Raw genomic sequence first — 20,811 nt, 5'->3', positions numbered from 1 at the left:
TCGCAGTTTCGCTCCACGCTTCCTCCCCACAGTCGGTCGCCCTTCCGCAGTTGCGCTTCACTTCGCTCACTGTGGTCAGCTTGCGGGAGGACTTGCACCTCCAAGAGTGCGCCCATGCTGGGCGCACATAAAAAAACCGCCGGGCGCGAGGCCGGGCGGTTTTTTGCACAGCAAGCCGGATCGGCTTAGCGGCGCATGCCGACCACTTCCACCGTCACGCGGCGGTTCTTGGCGCGGCCTTCAGCCGTTTTATTGTCGGCTACCGGCTGGGTTTCGCCCTTGCCTTCGGTGTACACGCGCGCGGCGTCGACGCCTTTCGATACCAGGTAGGTCTTCACCGACGCGGCGCGGCGCAGCGACAACTTGTCGTTGTACGCGTTGCTGCCGATCGAGTCGGTGTGGCCGACCGTGATCATGACGTCGGTATCCATGCCTTGCAGCTTGCCGAGCAACTCGTCGAGCGATGCCTTGCCCGCCGGACGCAGCACTGCGCTGTCGAAGGCAAACAGGGCTTCGGCCGAGAAGGTGGTTTTTTCCGAGGTCGGCACCGGCTTGGCTGGCTCGACCGGCGGCTGGGCCGCCGCTGGCGCGACGGTCGGCACTACCGCCGGCGGCGGCGGTTCAACCGGAGCGGCAACCGGGCGGGCGGCCGGACGACCGATCTTGTAGACCAGGCCGACCGAGAACAGGTCGACATCGCCGCGGTTGCCCACGGCGTCGTTGACACGGTAACGCTCGACTTCACCGCGCAAGGCCAGCGCTTCGCTGAACTTGTATTCCAGGCCGAAGCCGGCCTTGGCGTTGAGCTTGCGCTCGCTCGGGCTCGGATTGGTCACGGCGAACAGGCGGTTGCCGTTAAAGCGCGTGGTGGCCTTGGCATAGTTCATGCCGGCGCGGCCGAACACCGAGAAACGCTGCGACAACGGCACTTGCGCCACCAGGTCCAGGTTGGCGCCACGGAAACCGGCTTCGCCGTTGAGCGTGCCATTCTGGGTGGTGGTCGACTTGAAGCCGAACTTGCCCAGGTCGAACAAGCCCGCTTCCACCGCGAAATACTGGTTCAGTTGCTTGCCGACGTACAGCTTGTAAGCAACATCTTTTTCATCGGCCGTGAAGTTGGTCAGCGCGGCGCCGTTGGCGGTCAGGCTGCGGATCAGGCGCACGTCGTCGATGTTGGCGCGCGACTGGCCGACATTGCCGCCCACGTACCAGGCACTGTTCGCCCATTCCGGATTGATGAAGACGTCGTCCGCCGCCGTCGCCTGGCCGGCTACCAGGGCGCAGCCGATGGCGCCCACGAGGCCGGCTTTTTTTGTGAATGTCATTGTATTCTCTCGAAAGTTTTTTTACTTGGTGATTTTGTTGTTGAGCAGGACGACAGCCTTGCCGCTCAACAAACGACCGTTCAGGACCGACGCACCGTCGCCAACCTTGATGTCTTCGCCACCGGCGAGGATCGTGCCCTGGAACGCGCTCTTGGCGCCCAGATTGGTTTCGCCGAACGGAATCCAGAACACATTGTTGTGCGACGCGCCATTGGTCAGTTCGACGATCGAATTGGCAGCCGTGGTCAGGGTCGACTTGGCGCGGAAGATGTAAGCGCCGCCGCCGTTCAGGGTCAGCTTGCCGGTCAGGTTGATGGCGCCCGAGTAGCAGTACACGCCAGGTTTGAGCACCAGGCCGCCGAGTTCGATGCCGGTATCCGAGAGGACGGTGCAAGGACGGTTGTTACCATTGATAACGGCCACTTGCAGGTCCTCGAAAGGACGGCTCAGCTCGAAACCCGATTTGACGTTGATGTAGCCGATCGCTTGCGGCGGTTCGACATTTTGCACAGGGCCGCCAACGTTACCGGTCACGAAGGTCGTGCCGCCGGCGTTGTTGGTAATGGTGGTGCGCGCCAGCACGGCGAATTCGTTGATGCTGCCCAGGCCAATGCCGCCATCGCTTGGGAAGTCAACTATCGGTGGCGTGGTGACCGGCGGTACGGTCACTGGCGGCACCACGACTGGCGGCACCACGACTGGTGGAACGACGACAGGCGGCACCACGACGACCGGCGGCGGGTCGATGATCAGCGCAGGCGTGACAGTCAGCGCTGCGGTGGCGCTCTTGTCGCCGGAGCTGGCCGTGATCACGGCATTGCCGACGGCGACGCCGGTGGCGCTGCCCGATTGGGCGATGGTGGCAATTGCCGTGCTGCCCGACACCCAGTTCACATTGTTCGTGATGACGGCCGTCGAGCTGTCGGAATAGGTGGCGATGGCGGTGTACTGCTGGCTGGCGCCGACACGGACGCTGGCGCTGCCCGGGGTCACCGACAGGCCGGTCAGGCTCACCACCACGGGTGGCGTGACGGGCGTCATGGCCTCGACCCGCAGGGTGGCGGCGCCGGTTTTCGCACCGAAAGCGGCCGTAATGGCGGCGCTGCCAGGGGTCAGGCCGGTTGACAGGCCGCCCGCAGGGGTAACGCGGGCGATGGCCGGCGAGGCCGAGGCCCAGGTCGACAGCTCGGTCACGTTGCGCGAGGTACCGTCGGCGTAGCTGGCCGTGGCCAGGAATTGCTGGCTGGCGCCGACCAGTACGGTGGCCGTGGCCGGGGTGACGCTGACGCTGACCAATTCCGCAGCCGGCAGGCCCAGGATCGGATCACGGCCATGATCGCTGCTGCCGCCGCAGGCGGTGAGCACCGCCGCGGCCAGCAAGCCGCTTGTGCAGAGCAAAGTTCTTGTATATTTTTGGATGTTCATTAAAGCGTCCTTGGGAATGAAAATTTCTCGCCGTTACGAGGTGTATGCGACATGATTAACTTACGCACCGCACCATTCTGTGCGATAGCGAACATAACGACTTAAAGATCGGCAACATTGTACTTAAATACAACGGAAATGTCCCGCCGGGGTCCGTTCTCGCCCAAGTTTGGGAAAGAAGGGATGCCGGCGGGTGACACCGGGGTCTGACCTTAATGGCGTTAACTGAAGCTCCGTCTTTCCCGCGCAGGCGGGAATCTATAGCACCTATGATGAGCGAAGGTGCTATGGATTCCCGCCTGCGCGGGAAAGACGGTTTTTAGGTTTGTGGCCAGAATGCCGCTTAACTTAACGCCATGAGGGTCTGACCTCGGCTAAGAAATTGTTGCGGTTGAGTTACTTGTTGACGCTGCGGGTGCCGACCACTTCCACCGTCACGCGGCGGTTTTTGGCGCGCCCTTCGGCGGTTTTGTTGTCGGCGACCGCTTGCGTTTCGCCCTTGCCTTCGGTGTAGACGCGCGCGCTTTCAACACCTTTCGAGACGATGTAGGCTTTGACCGCTTCAGCGCGGCGCAGCGACAGTTTCTGGTTGTAGGCGTCGGTACCGACCGAATCGGTGTGGCCAACGGTGACCATGACTTCGGTGTTCATGCCTTGCAGCTTGTTCAGCAGATCGTCCAGGGCAGCCTTGCCTTCCGGCTTGACCACCGATTTGTCGAAGTCGAACAGCGCTTCGGCGGCGAACGAGACTTTTTCCGAGACGACGACCGGCGCGGCCGGGGCCGGCTGGACGATGGCCGGCGCCGGCACCACGCTCGGCGCGGCCGGCGTCATCGGCACGACCGGGACCGGGCGGCTGGCCGCCGGACGGCCGAGCTTGTACACAAGATTCAGCGACGCCATGTCGACATCGCCGCGATTGCCGACGGCGTCGTTGACGCGGTAGCGCTCCACTTCAGCGCGCAGCGCCAGCGCTTCGCTGAATTTGAATTCCAGCCCCAGCCCCGCCTTGGCATTGAGCTTGCGCTCGCTCGGGTTGGGATTGGTCACCGCGAACAGGCGGTTGCCGCTGAAGTGGGTGCTGGCCTTGGCGTAGTTCATGCCGACCCGGCCCAGCACCGAGAAGCGCTCGGACAGGGGCAACTGCCCCACCAGGTCCATGTTGACGCCGCGAAAACCCGCTTCGCCGACCAGCCGGCCATTTTGCGAGGTGGTGGCGTCGAAGCCGAACTTGCCCAGGTCGAAAAAGCCGGCCTCGAGCGCAAAGTAGCGGTTCAGTTGCTTGCCGACGTACAGCTTGTAGGCCAGGTCGCGCTCGTCGACCTTGAAGGATGACAGGCTGGCGCCGTTGGCGGTCAGGCTGCGGGTCAGGCGTTCATTGTCGATGTTGGCGCGCGACTGGCCGATGCCGGCACCGATGTACCAGGCGCTGTTGGCCCACTCCGGGTTGACGAAGGGCTCGTCGGCGCGGGCGGCCTGGCTCGCCACCAGGGCGCAGCCGATGACGCTCAGGGCGCCGATGTGTTTTGCTAATGTCATGATGTTCTTTCGGAAAATGGAAGGTCGGCTTATTTGCTGATCTGATTATTGCGCAGGGTAACCGCGGCGCCGCTCAGCGCACGGCCGCTCAGCAGGGTCGTGTTGTCGCCGACGGTAATGGCGGCCGACTGGCTCAGGATCGATCCCTTGAAGACGCCGTTCGCGCCCAGGGTGGTCGGTCCGGCCGGGATCCAGTACACGCTGGAAGCCGAGGCGCCGCCGCTCAGAGCGACCACGGCGTTGGCCGTGCTGTTGAGCGTGGAGGCGGTGCGGAAGATGTACACGCCCGGACCGTTGAGCGTGAAGGTGCCGGTAATGCTGATGGCGCCGGCATAGCAATACACGCCGGGAGTGAGCACCAGGCCGCCGAGATCGACGCCCGAGGCCGAATTGACGGTGCAGGTTTGCCCGTTGGCACTGGTGACCGCAATCTGCAAGTCTTCCAGCGCGCCGGCCAGGATCTGGCCCGAGCTGTAGTTGGCGTAACCGGCAGCCTGGACCGGCGCCACGGTTTGCGAAGGCGCGCCGACGTCGCCGGTGACCAGGGTCGTGCCACCGGAATTATTGGTAATCGAGGTACCCGCGAGCACGGCAAAGCTGGCGGCGCGACCGAGGCTGATGCCGGCGGCTGGCGGAACGACCGGTGGGACGGTTGGCACCTGCGGCACGCCGGGAGGTTCGATCGGACCGACGACAACAGGCGGCACAACCGGTGGCGTGACCGGTGGCGTGACCGGTGGGGTGACCGGTGGGGTGACCGGTGGCGTGACCGGAATCACGGGTGGCACGGTGACGTTGAGCACGGCGCCGCCGATCTGGCCGCCGCTGCTGGCGCTGATGGTGGTGCTGCCGGCTGCGACGCCGGTCGCCATGCCGGAGGCGGCGATGGTGCCATTGGCAATCGTGCCCGACGTCCAGGTCACCGAATTGGTGATGATGGCGGTCGATTTATCCGAGTAGTTGCCGATGGCGACAAATTGCTGGGTCGCACCGGGCGCGATGGTCGCCGTCGACGGCGTCACCGTGATCGACAACAAGGTCACCACGGGCGGCGGCGGCGGCAAGGGGGTCGTCACGACCAGGGTGGCGGCCCCGGTTTTGCTGGCAAAGGTGGCGCTGATGGCGGCGCTGCCGGAGCTGATGCCGGTGGCCAGGCCTTTGGCCGGGGTCACGCCGGCAATGCCGGGCGAGGCCGACAACCAGGCCGAGTCGGCCGTCACATCGCGCGACGAGCCATCGGCGTAGGTGGCGGTAGCGGTGAACTGACGCGTCTCGGCAGTCAGCACGGTGGCGTTGGCGGGTGTGACGGCAACGCTGACCAGGTTGGCGGCGGCCTGGCCGAGAATCGGATCGCGCCCCTGGTCCCCGCCCCCGCCGCATGCGGCGAGGAAGGAGACTGCGAGCAATCCGGCGATGCACATGAGTGCCTTCGCATGTTTTTTGATAGTCATTCTGGTTCCTTCGGGTGAGCTTGTAGCCGGAAAACAGCAACGTCAGCCACTATTGCCTTTTGTCACGCCCGGCTCCGTTCGCCAACGTACATAGGATTTTAAAACAAGGAATATTCATTACTCCAACAACACTCTCAGCGGTCAACGCAAAAAAGCCGCCGGCCCCAAGGGGCGCGGCGGCTTTTTTAGTGAGGCGAAGGATTACTTGGCGGTACGGGTACCGACCACTTCAACCGTCACGCGACGGTTTTTAGCGCGGCCTTCAGCCGATTTGTTGTCAGCAACTGGCTGGGACTCGCCCTTGCCTTCGGTGTAGACGCGCGAGGTTTCAACACCTTTCGACACGATGTAAGCTTTGACAGCTTCAGCGCGGCGCAGCGACAGTTTCTGGTTGTAAGCGTCCGAACCGACCGAATCGGTATGGCCAACGGTAACCATGACTTCGGTGTTCATGCCTTGCAGCTTGTTCAGCAGATCGTCCAGGGCTGCTTTGCCTTCTGGCTTGACAACCGATTTGTCGAAGTCGAACAGGGCTTCAGCAGCGAACGAGACCTTTTCCGACACTGGCACCGGGGCCGGCGCTGGTGCTGGCATTGGTGCTGGCGCCGGTGCTGGCGTCGCTTCCGGCATTGGTGCTGGCGCTGGTGCCGGCATTGGCGCCGATGCTGCCGGACGACCCAGTTTGTAGACCAGGTTCATCGAGTACAGCTTGGTGTTGCCGTTGCTGCGCAGTGCGTCGTCGATGCGATAGTTTTCAGCTTCGGCGCGCAGGGCCAGCGCTTCGGTGAATTTGTATTCCAGGCCAACGCCGAATTTCGGGTTCAGCTTCTTCTCGCTCGATTTACCAGCGAACAGGCCAACAGCGCGGTTACCCGAGAATTCGGTGGTCGCTTTGGTGTAATGCATACCGGCACGGCCGTAGACCGAGAAACGCTCGCTCATCGGTACTTGCGCGATCAAGTCCAGGTTCACGCCTTTGTACTTCTGTTCAGCGTTCATCACGCCGCCCAGGTTGTTACGGGTTTGGACGTTGAAGTTGCCAAGGTCAAAGAAACCAGCTTCCACTGCGAAGTAGCGGCTCAGTTGCTTGCCAACGAACAATTTGTAACCAACGTCTTTTTCGTCGGTGCTCCACGAATTGACGAACCCGCCTTGACTGTTCAGGTTTTTGATTACTGGAGCCGCTTTGGTGTAGCTGCGCGACTGGCCGATACCGGCGCCGATGTAGGTCGCGGTGTTTGCCCACTCTGGATTCACGAATTGGTCTTGTGCCGATGCTTGTGCTGCCAGCATGGCGAAACCGATTGCGCTCAGAGTACCGATTTTCTTAGTCAGGGTCATATTGTATTCTCTCGTATGTGTGTTGGGGCAGGCTTGGCCTGCCCGTTTGGTTTATCGCTGATGTCGTTATCGCTAATGCCTTTGTGCTTAGCTCGGTATCTACTATTCCGTAATCACAACACAGGTTCGGTTCGGTAGCGAACATAACCGTTTGGAAACTGAATAATTTTCACCTCAAAATCACAAAGTGTGGCGCCATTGTCACACAGCCGGGCTTGTTTCGGTAGCGAGCAACTCTTCCTCTTGCTCTTTACGCAACGCCGCCATATGGATGGCGTACTGTTCGAAGCGCTTGTCGTCCTCGTCGACCGGGGTCCAGGACGGCACGTTGACGCTGTCGCCGGCATTGTCGACCGCCACGAACACCACCAGGCAGCGCGTGGTGCGCTTGCGCGCACCGGTCTTCGGCTCGGTAGCCGAAACATCGATGGCGATGTGCATGCTGGAGTTGCCTGTATGGACAATCATCGCTGTCACTTCGACGATCTGGCCGATGAAGATGGGTTTATAGAAGCGCACGCCGCCGATATACACGGTGACGCAGTAATAGCCGCTCCAGCCGACCGCGCAGGCGTAGCCGGCCTGGTCGATCCATTTCATTACGGCGCCGCCGTGGACCTTGCCGCCGAAGTTGACGTCGGTCGGCTCGGCCAGGAAACGCAGGGTGATCTCGCGCGGACGCGCGGGGGTGGTGTCGTTGCTCATCGAAATGCTCGCAAAAGTGGTGGGAGACTCAAATCATTTCCTGCGCCGTCTCGCGCACCGCCTGCAACAGCAGCTCCGCGCCCGGCGACAGCAAATGGTCTTTCTGGCGAATGATACCGAAGGCATCCATCTTGCACGGCAACTCGATCGGCAGGATGCTCAGCACCTTGAGCGAGGCGTAATAGCGCGCCACCTCGACCGGCATCACATGCAGCGAATCGGTCTGCTGCAGCAGCGCCGTGATCAAGAGCAGCGCGGTGGTGTCGACCACGTTCACGGGAATGTCGAGCCCGGCGCGGCGGAACATCATGTCGAAGCGGTGCCGCAAGATGCTGCCATGCGGCGGCAGGATCCAGGGCTGGTCGGCGATGTGCGTCAGTTCCAGCTGGCCGGCATCGAGCAATGGATGGCCGACCCGCACGACCGCGCAGGCCGGCTCCTCGTTCAGTTCTTCGTAGATCAGGCCGGCGGAATTGTCTTTTTCGAGGATGCGCCCGATCATGAAGTCGAGCATGCCGTGTTGCAACTTGTCGATCAGAATATTGCTCGTCTCCATAAGCGCGCCGATCCGCAGCATCGGCGCCTGCTCCTTGATGCGCGCGATCGCGCGCGGCAGCAGCGCCATGGCGGGCGTCATGATCACGCCCACCTCGACCTGCCCGGCCAGCCCGGCCTTGAGGGCGACGATATCGTCATGCGCCAGCGCCAGGCTGGTCAGCGCCATGCGGGCGTGGCGCACCATGGTTTCGCCGAACATGGTGGGCTCCATGCCGCGCGGCAGGCGCTCGAACAGCTTGACGTCGAGCATATCTTCCAGATCCTTGACCTGTTTCGACGCCGCCGGCTGGGTCATGTGCAGCGCCTCGGCGGCGCGGTGGATGTTGCGGTGGTCGTCGAGCGCGATCAGCAGCAGCAGTTGACGCGTTTTCAGGCGCGCCTTCAAAAACCAGTTGGGGTTGAGTGTCTCCATCATGGAATCATACCCCCGATTGATATCGGTATGCTTTGCAACATACCGATCTGGATATCATTGGCAGCCCGGCGACGGGTTGGCGGCCGGCCCGCTGGCCGTCTGCGCCACGAACTGGATGCCGCCATCGCGCTTGTAATGAAGTTCCTCGACCGCCACTGAACGGCGGAATTCGCCGCCACCGGGCAAGTTGGCATTGTGATAGAACACATAGGACTTGCCGTTGAAGTCGATGATGGCCTGGTGAATCGTCTTCACCTTGTCGTTCTTGTCCATGATCACGCCCTTGAAGGTCCACGGGCCGGCCGGGCTGCCGCTGGTGGCGTAGACCATCTCTTCGGGGAAAAAGCGCGAGTACGACAGGTAATACGTGGCGCCGCGCTTGTGTACGTATGGCGCTTCGGTGAAGGAATCGATCGCGTGGCGCATGATCGGGCCGTCCAGCTCGCTCATATTGGGCTTGAGCCTGGCGTACTTGAGCACCGTATTGCCCCAGTACAGCCAGGCCTGGCCATCGGTATCGATGAACACGCCCGGATCGATGTCGTCCCACAAAATGTCGGTGTGCTTGCTCATGTCGTTGCTGACCAGGGCGCTGCCGCGCGCGTCCACGAACGGGCCGGTCGGGCTGTCGGAGACGGCCACGCCGATGGCCTTGCCGGGAATGGTCTTGTGGTCGACCGTGGAATAGAAATAGTATTTGCCGTCGCGCTTGGTCACATCGCCAGCCCAGGCATCGCGCCCGGCCCATTTGAAGGTGGAAAACTGCAGCGGCGAGCCGTGCTCTTTCCAGGTTTTCATGTCGCACGAAGAATACACGCGCCATTCATTCATCACGTAATCCTTGCCGTCCGCTGTCGCCTCGTCGTGGCCGACGTACAGATACACGCGGCCCTTGTCGACCAGCGCGGCCGGGTCGGCCGTGAAGATATTGCTGATGATGGGGTTGGCGGCCGAAGCGAGGCCCGTGGCGAAGCCGAGCGCGAGTGCGCTCAATCCGAATTTGATCATGCTTGTCTCCTGTTGCTGGTAGTTGGAATGAGATCAGCGTCAGGCCGGGGCGCGTCAGGCCGCCGCGCGCCGCGCCGCGCCCATGGCCATCAGGCGCTGCACCACGCAGAAGATGAACAGCAAGGCGCCGATCACGATCCTGGTCCACCACGAGCTGAGCGTGCCGTCGAAGGCGATCAGGGTCTGGATCGTGCCCAGCACCAGCACGCCGGACAGCGCCCCGGCCACGTAGCCATACCCGCCACTGAGCAAGGTGCCGCCGATCACCACCGCCGCGATGGCGTCCAGCTCGGTGCCCTGGGCATGCAGGCCGTAGCCGGACAGCATGTAAAACGAAAACAGCACGCCCGCCAGCGCCGCGCAAAAGCCGCTGAAGGCGTACACCAGCACCTTGGTGCGCGCCACCGGCAAGCCCATCATCAGGGCCGATTGCTCGTTGCCGCCGATGGCGTACACGCCGCGCCCGAAGGCGGTAAAGTGGGCCAGGAAAATGGCCAGCGCCAGCATCGCCAGTGCAATGAGCGCGCTCGGGGACACAAAGCCGCCCAACAAGCCGAGCTGGGTTTGCGACATGGCCAGGTACAGCGGATCGTCGATGGTGATCGAGTTGATGCTGATCAGGTAGCACAGGCCGCGCGCCAGGAACATGCCGGCCAGGGTCACGATGAACGCTTGCAGTTTGAAGTAATGAATCATGGCGCCCATGCCGCCGCCGAACAGCGCCCCCAGCAGCAGGACCAGGGCGATCACCGCCAGCGGCGGCCAGTGCGCCACCTGCAGCAGCCAGGCCGAGATCATGGTGGCCAGCGCCAGCACCGAGCCGACCGACAGGTCGATGCCGCCGGACAAAATCACAAAGCTCATGCCGATCGCCAGCACCAGCAGGAAGGCGTTATCGATCAGCAAATTCAGGATCACCTGGACCGACAGCAAGCCCGGATACACGGCGCCGCCGATGCCGAGCATGGCCAGCAGCAGGACGAGCGTGACCAGCGGCGTAAAGTAAGGCGACTTCATGCACTCCTCGCACGCGAAAACAATTGTTTGAACTCCGCCGATTGCGACAGGCAGACCAGGAACACGACCACCGACTTGACCACCATGTTCACTTCCGGCGGCACGCCGAGCGAGTAGATGGTGTAGGTCAGGGTCTGGATGATGAGCGCGCCGATCACGCTGCCGACCAGGCTGAACTTGCCGCCAGCGAGCGAGGTGCCGCCCAGGGTGACGGCCAGGATGGCGTCGAGTTCGAGCAGCAGGCCGGCATTGTTGGCGTCGGCGCTTTTGATATTCGAGCTGATCATCAGCCCGGCCAGGCCGGCGCAGGCGGCGCAGAACACGTACACGAACATGATCAGCGAGGCCGTCTTCAGGCCCGCCAGGCGCGCCGCCACCGGGTTGATGCCGACCGCCTGGATGAACAGGCCGAGCGCGGTCTTGCGCATCATCAACGCGATGACCGCGAACACCAGCGCCACCACGGTCAGCGAAAACGGCAGGCCGGCAACATAGCCGCCGCCGAGGAAAAAGAAGGGGGCGTAGTAGACCGTGACGATCTGTCCATCGGTGAGCAACTGCGCCAGTCCCCGGCCCGCCACCATCAGGATCAGGGTGGCGACGATCGGCTGCAAACCCAGGCTTGATACCAGCACGCCGTTCCACAGCCCGCACACGAGGGCCGCGCCGATGGCCCCCGCCATGGCCCAGACCAGCGGCGTGTCGGCTTGCGGGCCGCCGCCGATCAGCATGGCCGCCACCGTGCCCGACAGCGCCACCACCGCGCCCACCGAAATATCGATGCCGCGCGTGGCGATCACCAGGGTCATGCCGAGCGCGGCCAGCATGAGCGGGGCGGCGCGGTTGACGATGTCGATCAGGCTGCCGTACAGGTGGCCATCCTTGATGGAGACGTGAAAGAAACCGGGAATGGCGACCAGGTCGATCAACAGCAGCAGCGCCAGCGCCGCCAGCGGGCGCAACAGCGGATGGCGCAGCAGCGACGCCAGCGCCGGCGTGGCGTTGTCTTTTGCGGCGCCCTGGGCCGGCGAGGCCATCATGCCGCTTCCCCTGCGATCACTTGCAGCACGGACGTGTCGTCCAGTTCGCCGCGCTGGTATTCGCCGCAGGCCTTGCGGTCCCGGAGGACGACCAGGCGGTCGCTACAGCGCAAAACTTCGGGGAGTTCGGAGGAGATGAACAGAATTGCCATCCCTTTACGACAAAGTCCACTCACGTAATCCATGATTTCCTGTTTGGCGCGCACGTCGATGCCGCGCGTTGGTTCGTCGAGGATCAGCATCGCCGGCCTGGTCACCAGCCAGCGCGCCAGCAGCACTTTTTGCTGGTTGCCGCCCGACAGGGAACCAATCGGCGTGTCGATATCGGCCGTCTTGATGCCCAGCCACTTGACATAGTCGCGCGCCAGCGCCTCTTGCTGATGCAGCGCAATGGCGCGCAGCATGCCGGCGCGCGCCTGCAAGGCCAACATCATGTTCTCGCGTACCGACAGCTCGAGGATGGCGCCTTCGTGCTTGCGGTCTTCCGAGCAAAAGCCGATGCCCGCTTCGATCGCGTCGCGCGGCGAGCCGAAGGGGTGGCTGCGGGTACCGATGCGCAGCGTACCGCTGTCGGCCTTGTCGGCCCCGAACAGCAGGCGCGCCGCCTCGGTGCGGCCGGAACCGAGCAGTCCGCACAGGCCCAGCATTTCGCCAGCGCGGATATCCAGGTCGAGCGGCGCCAGCGCCCCCTTGCGCCCCAGCCCACGCGCTTGCAGCAAGGTTGGCGGCGCTTCCCCGGCGACGCCCGGATGCACCAGCTCGGCCGGATGCTCGCTGGCGTCGGGCGCGCCGACCATCTTGTTCACCAGCGCCAGGCGCGACAGCTCGGCGCAAGCGTACTCGCCCTCGCGCTCGCCGTTGCGCATGACGGTGATGCGGTCCGAAATCGCGTAGGTCTGGTCCAGGAAATGGGTCACGAACAGGATCGCCATGCCTTGGTCGCGCAGTTTGCGCAGCACACGGAACAGCAACTGCACTTCGGCCTCGTCGAGACTGGAGGTCGGCTCGTCGAGAATCAGCACGCGCGCCGAAATATTGAGCGCGCGCGAAATTGCCACCATCTGCTGGATCGCCAGCGGAAAGCTGGACAACTGGGCGCGCACGTCGATGCGCACGTCCAGCTGTTCCAGCAGCCTGGCGGCCTGCGCGCGCATGCCGCCCCAGTCCAGCATGCCGAACTTGCGCGGATAGCGGCCGATGAAGATATTCTCGGCCACCGACAGGTTCGGGCACAGATTGACTTCCTGGTACACCGTGCTGATGCCCAGGCGCTGCGCATCCTGGGTCGAGCCGGGCCGGATTTCCCGCCCTTCCATGACAATGGCGCCGCTGTCGGGCGCGTACACGCCGGTCAGCACCTTGATCAGGGTGGACTTGCCAGCGCCGTTCTGGCCCATCAGCGTGTGGATTTGCCCCGCATACAGGGTCAGGCCCACATCGCTGAGCGCCTTCACGCCGGGAAACTGCTTGCAGATGCCGTGCAGCTCCAGCACCGGAGCGGCGGCGTTCGGTGCCTTGATCATGGCAGGGCCTAGTATTTGCGGTTCGGCAGTTCCTTGGCAGCCACTTCAGCCGGGAACACGCCCTCGACCGTCGTGATGCGCTTCGGCACCGGTTTACCGGCCACGACATCGCGCGCGATCGACATCAGTTGCGGCCCGAGCAGCGGGCTGCACTCGACGGTGACGTTCATCTTGCCTGCGATCATGGCCTGGAACGCGCCTTTGACGCCGTCGATCGAGATGACGAGGATATCGACACCCGGTTTCAGGCCGGCTTCTTCGATGGCCTGGATGGCGCCGATGGCCATGTCGTCGTTATGGGCGTACAGCACCTGGATATCCTTGCCCTGCGCCTTGAGGAAGGCTTCCATCACTTCCTTGCCCTTGGCGCGGGTAAAGTCGCCGGTTTGGGAACGCGTGATTTTCAGCTTGGGGTTGGCGGCGATGACTTCGGCAAAGCCGTTCTTGCGGTCGATGGCCGGCGCGGAGCCGACGGTTCCCTGCAATTCGACGATGTTGAAGGTGCGATCGGGTGTTTTGGCGGCGCGTTCGACCAGCCAGCGAGCGGCGCGGCGGCCTTCTTCAACAAAGTCGGAACCGATGAAAGCGGCGTACAGGGTCGGATCGGTGACGTTGACGGCACGATCGGTGAGGATGACCGGGATCTTGGCGGCCTTGGCTTCGCGCAGCACGGTTTCCCAGCCGGATTCCACGACCGGCGAGAAGGCGATCACATCGACGCGCTGGGCGATGAAGGAGCGGATCGCCTTGACCTGGTTTTCCTGGCGCTGCTGGGCGTCGGCAAACTTGAGGTTGACGCCCTCCTTCTTGGCCGCGTCCTTGATCGAGATGGTGTTGGCGGTGCGCCATTCGCTTTCGGCACCGACCTGGGAAAAGCCGATCGTCAGCGGTTTGGCGGCCAGCGCCGGGAAAGCGGCGAAAGCGCCGAGCAATGCGGTGGCCAGAACGGCCCTGCGGGTGAGGTTCATGTTTGTCTCCTGTTTATAGGGGGTGGAATTTGGGACTCCTTTTTATTGCCCCATCTTATGAGAAAGTCACATAGTCATCCAATCAATTTTTTGACAGATGCGATATCGAAAACGGTATCGACTCGGAACCTTACTGTCAGCCCCGTCGTGCCCGCCTGCGCGGGTACGATGGGCGGATCAATGGCCTCGCAATACGCGCACGCCATACAGGCGACGCAATCGTCGCGCCAAGCCGCCATCAGCGCCGCTGCCAGGAGCTGTCTCATGAGCGCCTTATTGTTGCTTGCTCTGGTAGCGATTCAAGTCTTGCGGATCGACTGTCGGCCAGCCATCCTTGTCCCACTTGATGTCGAGGATCTTGAGCTTTTGCAGGTAGTTGTCGGCGGTTTCGTAGGCGTGCATGACCAGCAAGTCCTTGCCGTCGATGGTGTAGGCGCTGTTGTGGCCGACGCCTTTCCACTGCGCGTTGCCGTCGATGAGCAAGGAGCCGCCGCCCTTGGCCATGTCCTTGCCGGTGCGGTCGAGGTAGGGGCCGGTGAGCTGTTTCGAGCGACCCATGACCACGTGGTAGGTGCTCGCTTCTTTTTTGCAGCACAGGCCCCAGGAGACGAACAGGTAGAAGTAGCCATTCTTTTTGAGGATGTGCGGGGCTTCGATTTCGGCCGGGCCGGCTTCTTCCTCAGGCACGCCGGCCGGGCGCGTGCGCTGGGCGATGGTATGCCAGGCTTGCGGCTCGGCCAGGCGCGTGCGCGAGGCGTCCAGCTTGACCATCTTGATGCCGCTCCAGAACGAGCCGAACGACATCCACGCCGTGCCGCTGCTGTCGTCCACGATGTTGGGGTCGATGGCGTTCCAGTTGTCGCGGCCGGGGATCGATTGCAGGACCATGCCCTGGTCTTGCCATTGGTAGTTGGCGGCGCGCGGGTTCAGGGTGGCGTTGGTGGTCACGCCGATGCCGGAGGTATTTTTGCCGAAGCCGGAGACGGAATAGTAGAGGTAGTATTTGCCGTCGTGGAAATAGACATCCGGCGCCCAGATGTGGTCGTTGAAGCTGGGGGCGGCCTGTTTGGCCCAGGCGGGTTGGCCGGGGAAGACGCGGCCTTCTTCCTTCCAGTTGCGCATGTCTGGGGAACTGTAGAAGGTGATGCCGGGGCCGGTGCTGAACAGGTAGAAGGTGTTGCCTTCCTTGGCCATGACGGGGTCGTGGACGCTGACTTGTTTGGCGTGGGCGGCGGCCGTTAACAACAGGCCAGTGGCGCAGACGAAAAACTGAATTAACTGACGCATATTGGGTTCCCAATAGACTCAAAACCGTCGTTCCCGCCTGCGCGGGAACGACGGAGCTTAGGCTGAGCGGGAATCGGGGAGGATTACCCTTCCAGCGCCACCACCACAACCGCTTTTGCCGGCACCGTCACCGTCAGTTTACCGCCACTGGCCTTGGCGCTGAACGGCGCCGGCTTGATCGCTTGCGGGTTCTGGAAGGTGTTGTGCGCGTCCATGGCCGTGGCCGTCAGCACGCGGCCAGTCGCCGCAGCCAATTGTTTACCCGACACATTCACCACCACATCGGCCGGCTTGCCCGGATTGGTGTTGACCAAGGACAGATACAGCTTGCCATCCTTGGCCCGCGCCGCCGATGCGCTGATGCCCGGAATCGTGGTCTCGCCCAAGGTGTAGGCCGTATCGTCCGCCACCGTCACCGGCAACGAGGTGGCGTCCTGAAACGGCACATACATGTGGAAGGCGTGATAGGTCGGCGTCAGCAGCATCTTGTCCTTTTCCGTCAAAATCATGGCCTGGAGCACATTGACCATCTGCGCAATATTGGTCATGTGAACGCGGTCGGCGTGCTGGTGGAAAATATTGAAGTTGAGCGCAGCCACCACCGCATCGCGCAAGGTGTTCTGCTGGTACAGGAAGCCGGGCGTGGTGCCGGTTTCCACGTCGTACCAGGTGCCCCACTCATCGACGTACAAGCCGATTTTCTTCTCGGGATCATTCTTGTCCAGCACGGCGACGTTATTCTTGATCATCGCATCGATTTTCAAGGTATTCGCCAGGGTCGAGATCCAGTGTGGCTCGGCAAAGCCGGTGGCTGCGCCCTTGCCTTCCCACTTGCCGGTCGGGATGGTGTAGTAGTGGAAGCTGATGGCCGAGGTCTGCCCCTTGGCGTTCTTGCTGATCACATCGGTCCATTTGGTGTCATGATCGTTGCCGCCGCTGGCGATCATCAAGGGCCGGCTTTCTTTCGGCGCCTTGAGCATTGTTTCAACATTCTTGTACAGATTGGTGTAGTGCTCAGGCGTCATGTTGCCGCCGCAACCCCAGGCTTCGTTGCCGATGGCGAAGTACGCGACTTTGAACGGCTTCTCGCGGCCATTCTTGCGGCGCAGCTTGGCCAGGCTCGATTTGCTGTCGGAGGTCATGTATTCGACCCAGTCCGCCATTTCCTGCACAGTGCCGGAACCGAGATTGCCATTGACGTAGGCGTCGGCGCCCAACAGGTCGACCAGGTCGAAGAATTCGTGGGTGCCGACGGCGTTGCTCTCTTCCACTCCGCCCCAGTTGGTGTTGACCTTGACCGGACGCTTGGCGCGCGGGCCGATACCGTCTTTCCAGTGGTATTCATCGGCGAAGCAACCGCCCGGCCAGCGCACCAGCGGCACGTGCAGTTGTTTCAAGGCGCCGATGACATCGTTGCGCCAGCCCTTGGTGTTGGGAATGTTGGAACTGGTGCCGACATACATGCCTTCGTAGATGCCGGTGCCGAGGTGTTCGGCGAACTGGCCGTAGACATTCTTGTTGATGAGCGGACCGGGTTTGCCGGCGTCGATGGTCACGTTGACCGCGGCGAACGCCGGCCACGCGCTGACGGTAAGCAGGCTGATGGCGGCGATGCTGCGTTTGATGATGTGCATGGTTGTCTCCTGAATCGTTCTTATTGTAGGTAGTGTCTTAAATCCAGCCGGCATCGACCACGAAATCCTGGCCAGTACACATGGCGCTGTCGTCCGAGGCGAGGAACAGGATCATGGCCGCGACGTCGTCCGGCATCAGCGGGCCGGGCAGGCACTGGTTGCGCTTGATGTCGGCCTTGCCGGCGTCATCGACCCACAGGTCGAGCTGGCGGGCGGTCATGACCCAGCCGGGCGTGACGGTGTTGACGCGGATGCCGTGCGCGCCGAAGTCGCGCGCCAGGCCGCGCGTGAGGCCGACCGTGGCCGCCTTGGTGGCGCTGTAGACCGGGTAGCCGCCGTTCTTGGCGTGCCAGGACATGGAGCCGACGTTGATGATCGATCCCGCGCCCTTTTTCTTCATGCCGCCAAGGACTGACTGGCAAGTGAAGAACATGGGGCGCTGGTTGATGGCGATGCGCTGGTCGTAGAACGCGACGCTGACGTCTTCGGTCTGGTGGCGCTGGTCGTTGGCGGCGTTGTTGACCAGGATATCGAAGTCGCCCAGTTGCGCGGCCAGTTCGGCCATGCTCGCTTGCAGGGCGGGGATGTCGCTGATGTCGCAGTGGCGGAACAGCGGTGCGGGGGCGCCGGATTCGGCCACGCGCAGGCACAGCGCTTCGCTGGCGTCGTACACGATGTCGACAAAGGCGACCTGCGCGCCCTGGGCGGCGAAGGATGCGACCAGCGACTCGCCGATGCCGGTGCCGCCGCCGGTGATGAAAACCCGCTTGCCGGAAAGGCTGGGGTAGGTGGCTGATTTTTTCATGATGTCTCCAACTTACTTTACTGTGCGGCGTCTTGTGCTTTATCAGCCGTGGCCGCTCGCTTTATCTTCCGTCGTTCCCGCGAAGGCGGGAACCCAATTTCGTGCCGTAGCTAAAGGCTGAACAGCAAACTTGGGTTCCCGCCTTCGCGGGAACGACGTGCTAGCGCAACCGATGTAGGCGCTCAAGCCTTCGTCAACGCCCCATCCCGCCGGCGCCAGACTCCCGCATGATCGTCGCGCAGCACGTCCGGCAGCAAACCCTGCGCCAGGTTCTGGTAGCACACCGGCCGCAAGAAGCGCTGGATCGCCGCCGTCCCCACCGAGCTGCTGCGCCCGTCCGACGTGGCCGGGAACGGCCCGCCATGCACCATCGCGGTCGATACTTCCACGCCGGTCGGCATGCCATTGGCCAGGATCCGTCCCACCTTGCGCTCCAGCACAGGCAGCAAGGCACGCACCAGTTCGGTATCGCCCTCGTCCATCTGCACGGTCGCGGTCAGCTGGCCTTCCAGGCCTTCGGTAATGGCGCGCATTTCTTCCATGCTGTCGCACGCGACCAGCAGCGACGCCGGTCCGAAGATTTCGCCATGCAGCGCCTGCTCGCTCAGGAAGGCCTTGCCGCTGGTGCGGAACAGCGCGGGACCGCCCTTGCCTTCCGCGTGGGTCGCTTCTTTCAAGGAATCGACCGCCGCATGCCGCGCCAGCTTGTGTACGCCGCTCTGGTAGGCCGAAGCGATGCCCGCGGTCAGCATCGTCCCCGCGTCGATACCCGATAAGGCCTGCGCCGCCTTGTCGGCAAAGCGGTCGAAATCCGGCCCTTTCAAACCCAGCACGATGCCGGGATTGGTGCAGAACTGGCCAACGCCCATCGTCATCGAGCCGGCAAAGGCGGTGGCGATCTGCTCGCCGCGCGCGGCCAGCGCTTGCGGCATCAGGTAAAACGGATTGATGCTGCTCATTTCCGCATACACGGGAATCGGCTGCGCACGCGCGGCGGCCACCGCCATCAGCGCTTGTCCGCCCGAACGCGAGCCGGTAAAACCAACCGCCTTGATCGACGCATGCGCCACCAGGGCCTGGCCGATGCCGTTGCCGGTGCCGGTCAACAGCGCGAACACGCCTGCCGGCAACTTGCACAGTGCAATCGCCTTGAGCACGGCGCGCGCCACCAGCTCGGACGTGCCGGGATGGGCGGAGTGGGCTTTCAACACGACCGGGCAGCCGGCGGCCAGCGCGGCGGCGGTATCGCCACCGGCCACTGAAAACGCCAGCGGGAAGTTACTTGCCGCGAACACGGCAACGGGACCGAGGCCGATCATGCGCAGGCGCAGGTCGGGACGCGGCAGCGGCTGGCGTTCCGGCAAGGCGCTGTCGATGCGCACATCGGCCCACGACCCTTCGCGCAGCAGTTCCGCGAACAGTTTCAGCTGGCCCATGGTGCGGCCGCGCTCGCCTTCGAGACGGGCGCGCGGCAGGCCGGATTCGGTCATTGCGCGCACGATCAGTTCGTCGCCGAGTTCCAGGATCTGGGCCGCGATGGTGTCCAGAAAAGTCGCGCGGGCCTCGTTGCTGGTCGCGCGGAAGGGATCGAAAGCCGCTTCCGCCAGGCGGCACGCTTCGTCGATCTGGGCGGCATCGACCATATGGAAGGATGGCTCGATGGGGGCGCGCGTGGATGGGTCGAAGGCCTGGAAAGAGCCGCCGTTGCCGCGCACTGCGTGTCCGCCGATCAGTGCTTCACCGGTAATGGTCATAAAGCGTGTACTTTCGTAAAGGTGGATTGCTCACGGTCGAGGCGGTTGCGCAGGGCCGGGCCGAACACGGGAGAGTCGATCTCGAACGTTTCGCCGGCCAGGACCGTGATGTTGTCGGCCACGCTCAGGGTGGCGGTGCCGAAGAAATGGATGTGGACGTCGCCGGCGCGGTTGAACAGGCCGTACTTGAAGTGGTGGTATTCCAGGTTGGCGATGGAGTGCGACATATTCTGCTCGCCGCTGACAAACGCCTTTTCCCAGCGCACCGTGCCATCGGCGGCGATGATGCGCGAGGTGCCGGCCACGTGGGCGGGCAGTTCGCCCACCAGCAGCGCCGGGCCGAGGCCGCAATTGCGCAGCTTGGAGTGGGCCAGGTACAGGTAATTCTGGCGCTCGGTCACGTGGTCCGAAAACTCGTTGCCGATGGCATAGCCGAGGCGGTGCGGCTGGCCGTCGCCGCCGATCAGGTACAGGCCGGCGATTTCGGGCTCTTCGCCGCCATCGAGGGCGAACTCGGGCATCAGCAAGGGCTGGCCGCTGGCGCGCACCACCGAGCCGTCGCCCTTGTAAAACCATTCCGGCTGCACGCCGCGCGCGCCCTCGGCGGGCTTGCCGCCTTCCACGCCCATGCGGAACATTTTCATGCTGTCGCTCAGGGTCTCGACATCGCCGCCGATTTTCTTGTGCATGGCGTCGCGCGTATCGGCGCTGCCGAGGTGGGTCAGGCCGGTGCCGGTGACGTAGCAATGGGCGGCATCAAGATGGTCGATCGGCGCCAGCAGGCGCCCGGCGCTGGCCACCGCCTCAAAGGAATGGGTTTCGGCGCCGATGGCGGCGGCGGCCACGTCAGCGAGTTTGGTCTTGCCGGCGATGGCTTCTTGGGCCAGGGCGCAGGTGCTGGCGTAGCCGTCGATCACGCGCAGCTGGTCTTGTTCAAGCACGGCAACGCGGCGCGCCCCGGCTTCATTGGTAAATTGGACGAGTAGCATGGTGTGTCTCCGTGTACAGCGGCGGTG

Annotated in this window: 18 protein-coding genes; all 18 read right to left on the bottom strand. The window is 63.2% G+C overall.

Translation table 11 applies throughout. The annotated features are described in order from the left end of the window. Positions 1-185 precede the first annotated feature (185 nt). The 18 genes from F1735_RS23315 to araD1 all read right to left on the bottom strand — a co-directional run bounded on the left by F1735_RS23315 (position 186) and on the right by araD1 (position 20,784). A complete protein-coding gene (locus F1735_RS23315; protein WP_167239152.1) occupies positions 186-1,325 on the bottom strand; it encodes an OmpA family protein in 1,140 nt (379 codons plus the stop codon). Between the two features lie 21 nt (positions 1,326-1,346). Beyond that, entirely contained in the window at positions 1,347-2,750 is a 1,404-nt protein-coding gene (locus F1735_RS23310) for an ice-binding family protein (protein ID WP_167239151.1), read from the bottom strand. Between the two features lie 396 nt (positions 2,751-3,146). Further along, positions 3,147-4,289, bottom strand: a complete 1,143-nt coding sequence (locus F1735_RS23305; protein ID WP_167239150.1) for an OmpA family protein — start codon at positions 4,287-4,289, stop codon at positions 3,147-3,149. A gap of 29 nt (positions 4,290-4,318) precedes the next feature. After that, entirely contained in the window at positions 4,319-5,740 is a 1,422-nt protein-coding gene (locus F1735_RS23300) for an ice-binding family protein (RefSeq protein WP_167239149.1), read from the bottom strand. Between the two features lie 201 nt (positions 5,741-5,941). Beyond that, positions 5,942-7,081 (bottom strand): OmpA family protein, encoded by a 1,140-nt coding sequence (locus F1735_RS38295; protein WP_167239148.1) that lies wholly within the window; start codon positions 7,079-7,081, stop codon positions 5,942-5,944. Between the two features lie 201 nt (positions 7,082-7,282). Continuing rightward, positions 7,283-7,786, bottom strand: a complete 504-nt coding sequence (locus F1735_RS23290) for an acyl-CoA thioesterase (protein WP_167239147.1) — start codon at positions 7,784-7,786, stop codon at positions 7,283-7,285. Between the two features lie 28 nt (positions 7,787-7,814). After that, on the bottom strand, positions 7,815-8,756 hold the full coding sequence (locus tag F1735_RS23285) for a LysR family transcriptional regulator (RefSeq protein WP_167239153.1): 942 nt from the start codon (positions 8,754-8,756) through the stop codon (positions 7,815-7,817). Between the two features lie 57 nt (positions 8,757-8,813). Next, positions 8,814-9,767, bottom strand: coding sequence for a glycoside hydrolase family 43 protein (locus tag F1735_RS23280; RefSeq protein WP_167239146.1), 954 nt, complete (start codon positions 9,765-9,767; stop codon positions 8,814-8,816). A 54-nt stretch (positions 9,768-9,821) separates the two neighbouring features. After that, a complete protein-coding gene (gene yjfF, locus F1735_RS23275; protein ID WP_167239145.1) occupies positions 9,822-10,784 on the bottom strand; it encodes a galactofuranose ABC transporter, permease protein YjfF in 963 nt (320 codons plus the stop codon). Further along, positions 10,781-11,821: an ABC transporter permease gene (locus tag F1735_RS23270; protein WP_229505918.1), complete on the bottom strand. Its 1,041-nt coding sequence runs from the start codon at positions 11,819-11,821 to the stop codon at positions 10,781-10,783. The genes yjfF and F1735_RS23270 overlap by 4 nt, the downstream gene beginning before the upstream one ends. Continuing rightward, entirely contained in the window at positions 11,821-13,347 is a 1,527-nt protein-coding gene (locus F1735_RS23265) for a sugar ABC transporter ATP-binding protein (RefSeq protein ID WP_167239143.1), read from the bottom strand. Before F1735_RS23265 ends, F1735_RS23270 begins: the two co-directional genes overlap by 1 nt. Before the next feature lie 8 nt (positions 13,348-13,355). Further along, entirely contained in the window at positions 13,356-14,315 is a 960-nt protein-coding gene (locus F1735_RS23260) for an ABC transporter substrate-binding protein (RefSeq protein WP_167239142.1), read from the bottom strand. A 74-nt stretch (positions 14,316-14,389) separates the two neighbouring features. Then, complete coding sequence (locus F1735_RS23255; RefSeq protein WP_167239141.1) at positions 14,390-14,581, bottom strand: hypothetical protein; 192 nt, start codon at positions 14,579-14,581, stop codon at positions 14,390-14,392. Positions 14,582-14,588: 7 nt separating this feature from the next. Beyond that, positions 14,589-15,602 carry an arabinan endo-1,5-alpha-L-arabinosidase gene (locus F1735_RS23250; RefSeq protein WP_167239140.1) on the bottom strand — a complete coding sequence of 338 codons (1,014 nt, stop codon included), beginning with the start codon at positions 15,600-15,602 and terminating at the stop codon, positions 14,589-14,591. Between the two features lie 83 nt (positions 15,603-15,685). Next, on the bottom strand, positions 15,686-17,236 hold the full coding sequence (locus tag F1735_RS23245) for an alpha-N-arabinofuranosidase (protein WP_167239139.1): 1,551 nt from the start codon (positions 17,234-17,236) through the stop codon (positions 15,686-15,688). Between the two features lie 37 nt (positions 17,237-17,273). Beyond that, positions 17,274-18,041 carry an SDR family NAD(P)-dependent oxidoreductase gene (locus F1735_RS23240; RefSeq protein ID WP_167239138.1) on the bottom strand — a complete coding sequence of 256 codons (768 nt, stop codon included), beginning with the start codon at positions 18,039-18,041 and terminating at the stop codon, positions 17,274-17,276. Between the two features lie 182 nt (positions 18,042-18,223). Next, complete coding sequence (locus tag F1735_RS23235) at positions 18,224-19,795, bottom strand: aldehyde dehydrogenase (NADP(+)) (RefSeq protein ID WP_167239137.1); 1,572 nt, start codon at positions 19,793-19,795, stop codon at positions 18,224-18,226. Continuing rightward, entirely contained in the window at positions 19,792-20,784 is a 993-nt protein-coding gene (araD1, locus tag F1735_RS23230; protein ID WP_167239136.1) for an AraD1 family protein, read from the bottom strand. Before araD1 ends, F1735_RS23235 begins: the two co-directional genes overlap by 4 nt. Between the last annotated feature and the right edge of the window lie 27 nt (positions 20,785-20,811).

The organism is Massilia genomosp. 1, from assembly GCF_011682185.1.
Lineage (GTDB): Bacteria > Pseudomonadota > Gammaproteobacteria > Burkholderiales > Burkholderiaceae_D > Telluria_A > Telluria_A rubra.
This window is presented reverse-complemented; position numbering and strand designations above follow the sequence as displayed.

Coding starts and splice junctions, on each gene's coding strand:
- F1735_RS23315 (WP_167239152.1), bottom strand. CDS start 1,325: ATGACATTCACAAAAAAAGCCGGCCTCGTGGGCGCCATCGGCTGCGCC.
- F1735_RS23310 (WP_167239151.1), bottom strand. CDS start 2,750: ATGAACATCCAAAAATATACAAGAACTTTGCTCTGCACAAGCGGCTTG.
- F1735_RS23305 (WP_167239150.1), bottom strand. CDS start 4,289: ATGACATTAGCAAAACACATCGGCGCCCTGAGCGTCATCGGCTGCGCC.
- F1735_RS23300 (WP_167239149.1), bottom strand. CDS start 5,740: ATGACTATCAAAAAACATGCGAAGGCACTCATGTGCATCGCCGGATTG.
- F1735_RS38295 (WP_167239148.1), bottom strand. CDS start 7,081: ATGACCCTGACTAAGAAAATCGGTACTCTGAGCGCAATCGGTTTCGCC.
- F1735_RS23290 (WP_167239147.1), bottom strand. CDS start 7,786: ATGAGCAACGACACCACCCCCGCGCGTCCGCGCGAGATCACCCTGCGT.
- F1735_RS23285 (WP_167239153.1), bottom strand. CDS start 8,756: ATGGAGACACTCAACCCCAACTGGTTTTTGAAGGCGCGCCTGAAAACG.
- F1735_RS23280 (WP_167239146.1), bottom strand. CDS start 9,767: ATGATCAAATTCGGATTGAGCGCACTCGCGCTCGGCTTCGCCACGGGC.
- yjfF (WP_167239145.1), bottom strand. CDS start 10,784: ATGAAGTCGCCTTACTTTACGCCGCTGGTCACGCTCGTCCTGCTGCTG.
- F1735_RS23270 (WP_229505918.1), bottom strand. CDS start 11,821: ATGGCCTCGCCGGCCCAGGGCGCCGCAAAAGACAACGCCACGCCGGCG.
- F1735_RS23265 (WP_167239143.1), bottom strand. CDS start 13,347: ATGATCAAGGCACCGAACGCCGCCGCTCCGGTGCTGGAGCTGCACGGC.
- F1735_RS23260 (WP_167239142.1), bottom strand. CDS start 14,315: ATGAACCTCACCCGCAGGGCCGTTCTGGCCACCGCATTGCTCGGCGCT.
- F1735_RS23255 (WP_167239141.1), bottom strand. CDS start 14,581: ATGAGACAGCTCCTGGCAGCGGCGCTGATGGCGGCTTGGCGCGACGAT.
- F1735_RS23250 (WP_167239140.1), bottom strand. CDS start 15,602: ATGCGTCAGTTAATTCAGTTTTTCGTCTGCGCCACTGGCCTGTTGTTA.
- F1735_RS23245 (WP_167239139.1), bottom strand. CDS start 17,236: ATGCACATCATCAAACGCAGCATCGCCGCCATCAGCCTGCTTACCGTC.
- F1735_RS23240 (WP_167239138.1), bottom strand. CDS start 18,041: ATGAAAAAATCAGCCACCTACCCCAGCCTTTCCGGCAAGCGGGTTTTC.
- F1735_RS23235 (WP_167239137.1), bottom strand. CDS start 19,795: ATGACCATTACCGGTGAAGCACTGATCGGCGGACACGCAGTGCGCGGC.
- araD1 (WP_167239136.1), bottom strand. CDS start 20,784: ATGCTACTCGTCCAATTTACCAATGAAGCCGGGGCGCGCCGCGTTGCC.